Below are 5964 nucleotides of genomic sequence, written 5' to 3' on the forward strand. Positions count from 1 at the left end.
GCAGTTTGTAGGTTTTATGACTAAGAAGGTTCTTATGGGAGCTAATATAGTAAACATGAATTCTAGTAGATTTGGTGGAAATACCGCCGTTAAGGCGAGAATTCAACGGGAGCGGTTGTTGTACATAGGTGGGGGAGCTCTCGTTTTTGCACTAGTGCTCATGGGTGTGTTGATTTTTTATGCGAAGAGTTCTGTTCAAGCGGTTCAGCAACAGGCTAACGTCCAACCCATTTCTGAATCGGTATTTGGGAGAGTTGTTTTAGTTGCACCTACTAGCCCGGTCCCCGAAGGAGCCAAACTGGATCAGGTTCAAGTTAAGGAACTCCAGTGGCCGCGCAACGAGGTTCCCGAGGGAGCCATTAGAGATCTTGGGGAACTATCCGGCATGTATGCAAAGGTTGGGCTTCCAGCAAATCAGCCAATATTAAGAGCTAATCTATCTTCCTCTCCGCCTGTTAACGTAATAGCTGGCTTGTTACCTCCAGGCCACAGAGCTATTTCCATTGAAGTAGATGCCACGAGTAGCGTTGAAGGTTGGGCTACTCCAGGAGCGCATGTCGACTTGCATGTTACCTACTACGACCAAACGGAGAAAACTCAAATTACGAGAGTGGCAGTTGAAGATGCTGTTGTTCTCTCATATGACGGCCAGATGCAAAGAACTGTTTCGTCCACTGAGGCTAAGCCTCAATCTGCATCGACAGTTACTTTGGCAGTGAGTGCAAAAGACGCTCTAAAAGTTCAAACTGCAAAAGCCATGGGCCGAATTAGTCTCGTATTGAGGAATACAGAAGATGCGAGCAGCATAGGTGGCGATGATAAGTTTAGCGGCCTAGACTTCGTGCAACCGGAAGACAAGAAATCCGTATCGCCATCCACACCAAAAGGCTTTGTTTCATTTTCTAACAAGGATGGCAAGAGAAGCGAGTTTCAGCTTTACGAAGACGGAGGTTGGGCAAAGATAGAGAACCCAGATCTCTAGAAACTGCTTTTCTATACAATCAATTGCGTGGCTAGACAGACACACTATATTGGGTTATACCGATTGCCGACATATTTTCGGCAATCGGTATTCACTTCATGACCAATAAAGACTTATCGGAAGTTTCTGCAATTGTACAATGTACGCTTCGCCGCATTGGCACTCGCCTAAAAGCGGAGATCGAAACACCGAGTAATTACAAGATAAATTTCAAGGGCAAAAACGATCTAGTGACGGAATTAGATTTGTGGGCCCAATTAGAAATCGTTAAAGATCTAAACGAGCATTTTCCAGATCACTCAGTTTTAGCTGAAGAGTCTTCGAATGACGAACTGCTTAGATCCTTTTCGTCCGGCACTTGGTGGGTAGTAGATCCAATTGACGGCACTAGCAACTTTGCAAACCAAATTCCTTACTTTGGCATATCGGCTGGCCTAATAATAGATGGCAAGCGCACTATTGGCTTAGTGTACGATCCTATTAAAGACGAAATGTTTTCTGCTATTCGCGGCTACGGTTCCATGTTAAATGGAAAAAAAATTAGCCTTGCGCAAAAAACGGAGCTTTGTCACGCAGTCGTCGCAACTGGTTTTCCCTACGATAGGGTAAACGCCTGGGACACATGGCGCGACACGTATGAATTCTTTTTTACGCGCTGTAGAGCCATTAGGCGCTTTGGTGCCGCGACACTCGACCAATGTTGGGTAGCGTGCGGTCGCTTTGATGCGTTTTTCGAGTTTGGTCTAAAACCTTGGGATGTAGCAGCTGGCTCTCTCATAGTTGAGGAAGCCGGTGGAATTTCTGCAAATTTTTCAACTCCCGCCACTGGAGAATTTTCTATAAAAGGAGATTCTTATCTATTTACTAACAAAACGCTCGCCGAATATATGTTTAAAGCACCAGCGGGCACAATTCCCACTGGCTCGAAACACTAACAAGTCCTACCAAGCGCAACGCACTGTTCCCTTCCTGGGTTAAGGCACGTCTCTCTGGTATATAATAGACTTCATATGTTTAGCAGGAGAGATTTTTTTTGTTGGATTTCAAAGTTCCTAGCGCTAGTTTCTACTGTCATTTGGAACGGCTGCGCTTTTGGCATACCCATTAGGCGCTTTTTTTCTTCTAATGCCAAACTTAATTTGTCTTCGGATCAATGGAGCACCATTCGAGCGGTTCAAGAGCACCTTCTGCCCTCCGAGCCAGGCACTCCAGGAGCAAGTGATTCAAATGCTTTACTCTATTTTCAAGCAGTAATTGGCCGTCACGAATCCGAGGAAATAAACTTGGAGTTTTTTTTAAACGGATTGCAGAAACTAGAAAAACTAGTAGAGATTAGTGGATATTCTAGCTTTATTGACATAGACGAAAACCAAAAAGAAGCCGTGCTACGCGCCCTAGAAGGAGACGAGAAAGGAAGGCAATGGATAATTTGGATTTACGGGTTTATTTGCGAGGCATTTTTAGGAGCTCCAGCGTACGGCGGTAATCCCAATGAGATTGCCTGGAAGTGGCTGGGGCATAATCCTGGCTTTCCTTTACCAGTGGTTGGAAAGAGGTATTTTGAGCTGTGAGCGACTGTTGTGATGTTTGCATTATTGGGAGTGGTGCTGGTGGAGGGCCGATAGCGCTTGCGCTTGCGCAAGCGGGATACGACGTAGTCGTTATTGACAAAGGGCCATGGCTTAGTGAGGGCGATTTTTTTAAAGACGAGATTGCCGCTGGTAGGCGAAATGCATACATACCAAGTCTTCGCGAGCAACCGCATACCGTTGAAACGGAGACCGCCGAAGGTAAATGGCAGGTAAGGCCTACTCATAATTCGGGCTGGAATTTTCATAACGGCTCATGTGTAGGCGGTTCTACGAACTTTATGAGCGGTTTTTTTCATCGCCTTAAACCCTTCGATTTTAAGCTTCTTTCAACATTTGGCCCCATTAAAGATGCTAACGTTGTTGATTGGCCAATCTCCTATGAAGATTTCGAAGGTTATTACGACAAAGTCGAAAGAGAAGTTGGCGTATCAGGTCGCGCGGTAGCGCACACCTTTGCGGAACCTAGAAGCAGTAATGACTTTCCGTACCCGCCTACGTTAGAGCATCCACTGGCGCACTGGATAGACAAAGCCTGTAGTAAATTAGGTCTTAACTCGGTGCCAACCCCTAGGGCTATTCTTTCAACGCCACGAGGCAATCGAAGTAGTTGCAGTTATAATGGTTACTGTGGCGGATTTGGATGTGCAACTGGTGCCAAGGGGAGTTCGCGAGCTAGTTTGCTAATGCGCGCTGTGGAAACTGGCCATTGTCAAATTCGCCCTAATTGCATGGCTAGCCGGTTAGAAAGCGATCATTTAGGAAAAGTGGTGGGCGTAAAATATTTTGACGAAAGCGGAAATCTTAAATCGATTTCGGCTAGGCGCTATGTCCTTGCGTGTCAAGCAATTGAAACGGCCCGTTTGCTCCTTCTTTCTACGGGGCCAAGACATCCGCACGGACTAGGGAACTTAAACCGATTGGTGGGAAAAAATCTGCTCTTTGCCGGTGGCGGCGCAAGTTTTGGAATTTTTAAATACGCGGATTTTCCGGCAAAAGAAGCCGAAGAGTTACGGGTCTTTGGCCCATTTATCAATCGCACCGTGGAAGATTATTATGTCCTTGAAAAGGACGATAAGGGAGCTAGCCAAAAGGGAGGTATTATAGATTTTATCTTTAGGTCTACAGCAGCTATTGCACGAGCTTCGCAGCTAATAGAAGGAGACAATGGGCTAGTTTGGGGAAGGGAGTTAAAGGCAAAGCTTTACTCTCATTTTCATGAAGGTGTCTACGTAAAGGTTGAGGCTTTTTCGGATTGGTTACCTACGAACAATTGCTTTGTTGCCTTAGACCCGCAGGTAAAAGACAAGTGGGGTTTGCCTGTTGCCCGAGTTAGAGTTGGACTACATAAACACAATCTAACTATCGGCTGGCATTTGGCAAAAAAAGGAGCCGAAATATTAGAACATTTAGGTGCAAAGCAAGTTCAATTTTTTGCGTCGGGCTCGCCGCCAACTAATCTCCAAGCAGGCACTTGTCGCTTTGGAGACGATCCGGCAACTTCTGTCCTGGATAAAGACTGCCGCATGCATGAAGCTAGAGACGTTTACGTAAGCGACGGCAGTTTTATGCCAACAGGAGGAAGTGCCCCATACACATGGACCATCTATGCCAATGCCTTCCGCATCGCCGACGCCATCATCGCCGATCTCGGCCAGCGCTAAGAGGCGTGTTCTCCCACACGCTTCTTAGTATGCGCACTTAGCGTGTATATGATCCTCGATTTCTCTCAACGTCGAGACACATTGACCTCGATATGGGCCGCCCAGCGAAATTGCTTTACAAGCAATAATGTGAGCCTTTAGCCATTTTCCTTGTTTAGCTAACACATGGGCGTAGTTATTGAGAAGTGGTGGCGAGTCCTGGTAGTGCTGATAGCCAACCCCCAAAACTCTAGCCGCGCCATCTAAATCTCCCAATTTCATCAGTGAATTAGCAAGTCCAGTTAACGCAATCAAATCCGTCGGCCACATAGTTAACGCCATGCGGTATGCAAGCGAAGCTTCCTTCCAATGTTTAGCCCGTTCGAGTCCCAATGCAGCTTGCAAATAAGCGCGCTTAGTGGCCGTTACCGGCAAATCCTCTGCTGCTAATACTACTAGTCCCCAGTAGTTGCTGCGCCGCCAAAATGTCTCAAAGGTGCTAAAGGATATTTCGCTCCGCGTAGATGTGCCAGATCGCAGCACTACTGTCTCGTTCTTTAGGTCAAAACCAATGAGAACCGCGTAGTGCCAAATAGGGAACCAATCTAATCCCATATTTAGTAGAACGATTATGGGATGGCGAGCACTTAGTTCCGCAAAAACATTTGAAGCAGTTGGTTCAACTAAGTATGCTATAGCACCGCGACGTCGCGCCGCGGAAAGCAAATCTAGCGGAAGACTGCCTTTGCGAGCTGGTATATATACGCTTTCCTCTAATTGTTTCGGCGATACGTCCTGTCCATTCCAAGCAAGAACCATAGCTAAAGCAGCAGGGCCGCATTGATGTAGCTCTTGCGAAAAAAAAGGCACATCGACTATTTCCATTCTGCCGGGCAAATCAGAATCTAGCTTGCTAGTATCCAAAAGCCCAAGTGCACTAGGCTTTGCACAGGAATTAAATAGCAGGAGGAACAGACAGCATTTTATACAAAGTGAGGCTTGCCACTTACAACTCAAAGCAAATTACCGTCCCGTCGACAAAATATCTACAACTACACAGCGGTCAGCGCAGAGATCGCGTAAAGGGGAATACCTTAGTAAAACCAATTATGTCGGTTATTATTAGCAAAACAAAAATAAAAACCACAGCACCTACTACAGCGCCCACGCCATCACCCCCTGCGGGTATGCTATTTATTCTACTGGCGAGATAGTTGAGTTCTTCGTCTGATAATGTCGAGAGTCGCATCTTGGCTTCTTGTGGCGAAATGCCGTAGCTTAAAAATATTGCACTTACCTCGCTCTGATCAACAAACCTCTGGACATTGCTAAGCGAGGTATTTTTCGTTTTAGCATCATTTTCCAAGAGAGACGCTGTATCGATAAATTCTGCCACCGCCAATTCCGCTCGCATAATAGCAAGAGGAAAAAATACTAGGAGCACGTAACTTACAAGTTTTAGGATTATGCGATTCTGTAACATAATAAACTCCTTTAAATACGTATAATTTTATCCAGGTATTATACCGTTTCCAAAAATACCTTTTGTAAGCTGTATAACATATTCAATTTTTTTTGACTCTTACATTTAATCAGCGTTAAGCTTTGTTTTTACATCTTTTGGTTATACCGTTTCCAAAAAGTAAGTTAAATATTTTACTTTTTGGAAACGGTATTTGTTGTTTATTGGCAAGTGCTTACGCACTTGCTGTTTATACCATTTACAAAAATCCTTTTTGTAAATGGTATA

At 45.2% G+C, this 5964-nt stretch carries 6 protein-coding genes; 4 read left to right on the plus strand and 2 right to left on the minus strand.

Translation table 11 applies throughout. The annotated features are described in order from the left end of the window. Nucleotides 1-16 precede the first annotated feature (16 nt). The 4 genes from cpaB (at nucleotide 17) to IT291_08235 (ending at nucleotide 4235) form a co-directional block, all read left to right on the plus strand. Nucleotides 17-982, plus strand: coding sequence for a Flp pilus assembly protein CpaB (gene cpaB, locus IT291_08220; protein ID MCC6221207.1), 966 nt, complete (start codon nucleotides 17-19; stop codon nucleotides 980-982). Between the two features lie 98 nt (nucleotides 983-1080). After that, nucleotides 1081-1917 carry an inositol monophosphatase gene (locus tag IT291_08225; protein MCC6221208.1) on the plus strand — a complete coding sequence of 279 codons (837 nt, stop codon included), beginning with the start codon at nucleotides 1081-1083 and terminating at the stop codon, nucleotides 1915-1917. Nucleotides 1918-1992: 75 nt separating this feature from the next. Beyond that, nucleotides 1993-2553, plus strand: coding sequence for a gluconate 2-dehydrogenase subunit 3 family protein (locus tag IT291_08230; GenBank protein ID MCC6221209.1), 561 nt, complete (start codon nucleotides 1993-1995; stop codon nucleotides 2551-2553). Then, the gene (locus tag IT291_08235) at nucleotides 2550-4235 is read left to right on the plus strand and encodes a GMC family oxidoreductase (protein ID MCC6221210.1); all 1686 of its coding nucleotides are present in this window, start codon (nucleotides 2550-2552) and stop codon (nucleotides 4233-4235) included. Before IT291_08230 ends, IT291_08235 begins: the two co-directional genes overlap by 4 nt. Before the next feature lie 24 nt (nucleotides 4236-4259). Here the strand turns inward: IT291_08235 and IT291_08240 are convergent, their stop codons facing one another. Further along, nucleotides 4260-5138, minus strand: a complete 879-nt coding sequence (locus IT291_08240) for a PA2778 family cysteine peptidase (protein MCC6221211.1) — start codon at nucleotides 5136-5138, stop codon at nucleotides 4260-4262. Between the two features lie 139 nt (nucleotides 5139-5277). Next, on the minus strand, nucleotides 5278-5697 hold the full coding sequence (locus tag IT291_08245) for a PA2779 family protein (protein ID MCC6221212.1): 420 nt from the start codon (nucleotides 5695-5697) through the stop codon (nucleotides 5278-5280). Between the last annotated feature and the right edge of the window lie 267 nt (nucleotides 5698-5964).

The sequence above is a fragment of the Deltaproteobacteria bacterium genome, from assembly GCA_020845775.1.
Lineage (GTDB): Bacteria > Bdellovibrionota_C > UBA2361 > SZUA-149 > JADLFC01 > JADLFC01.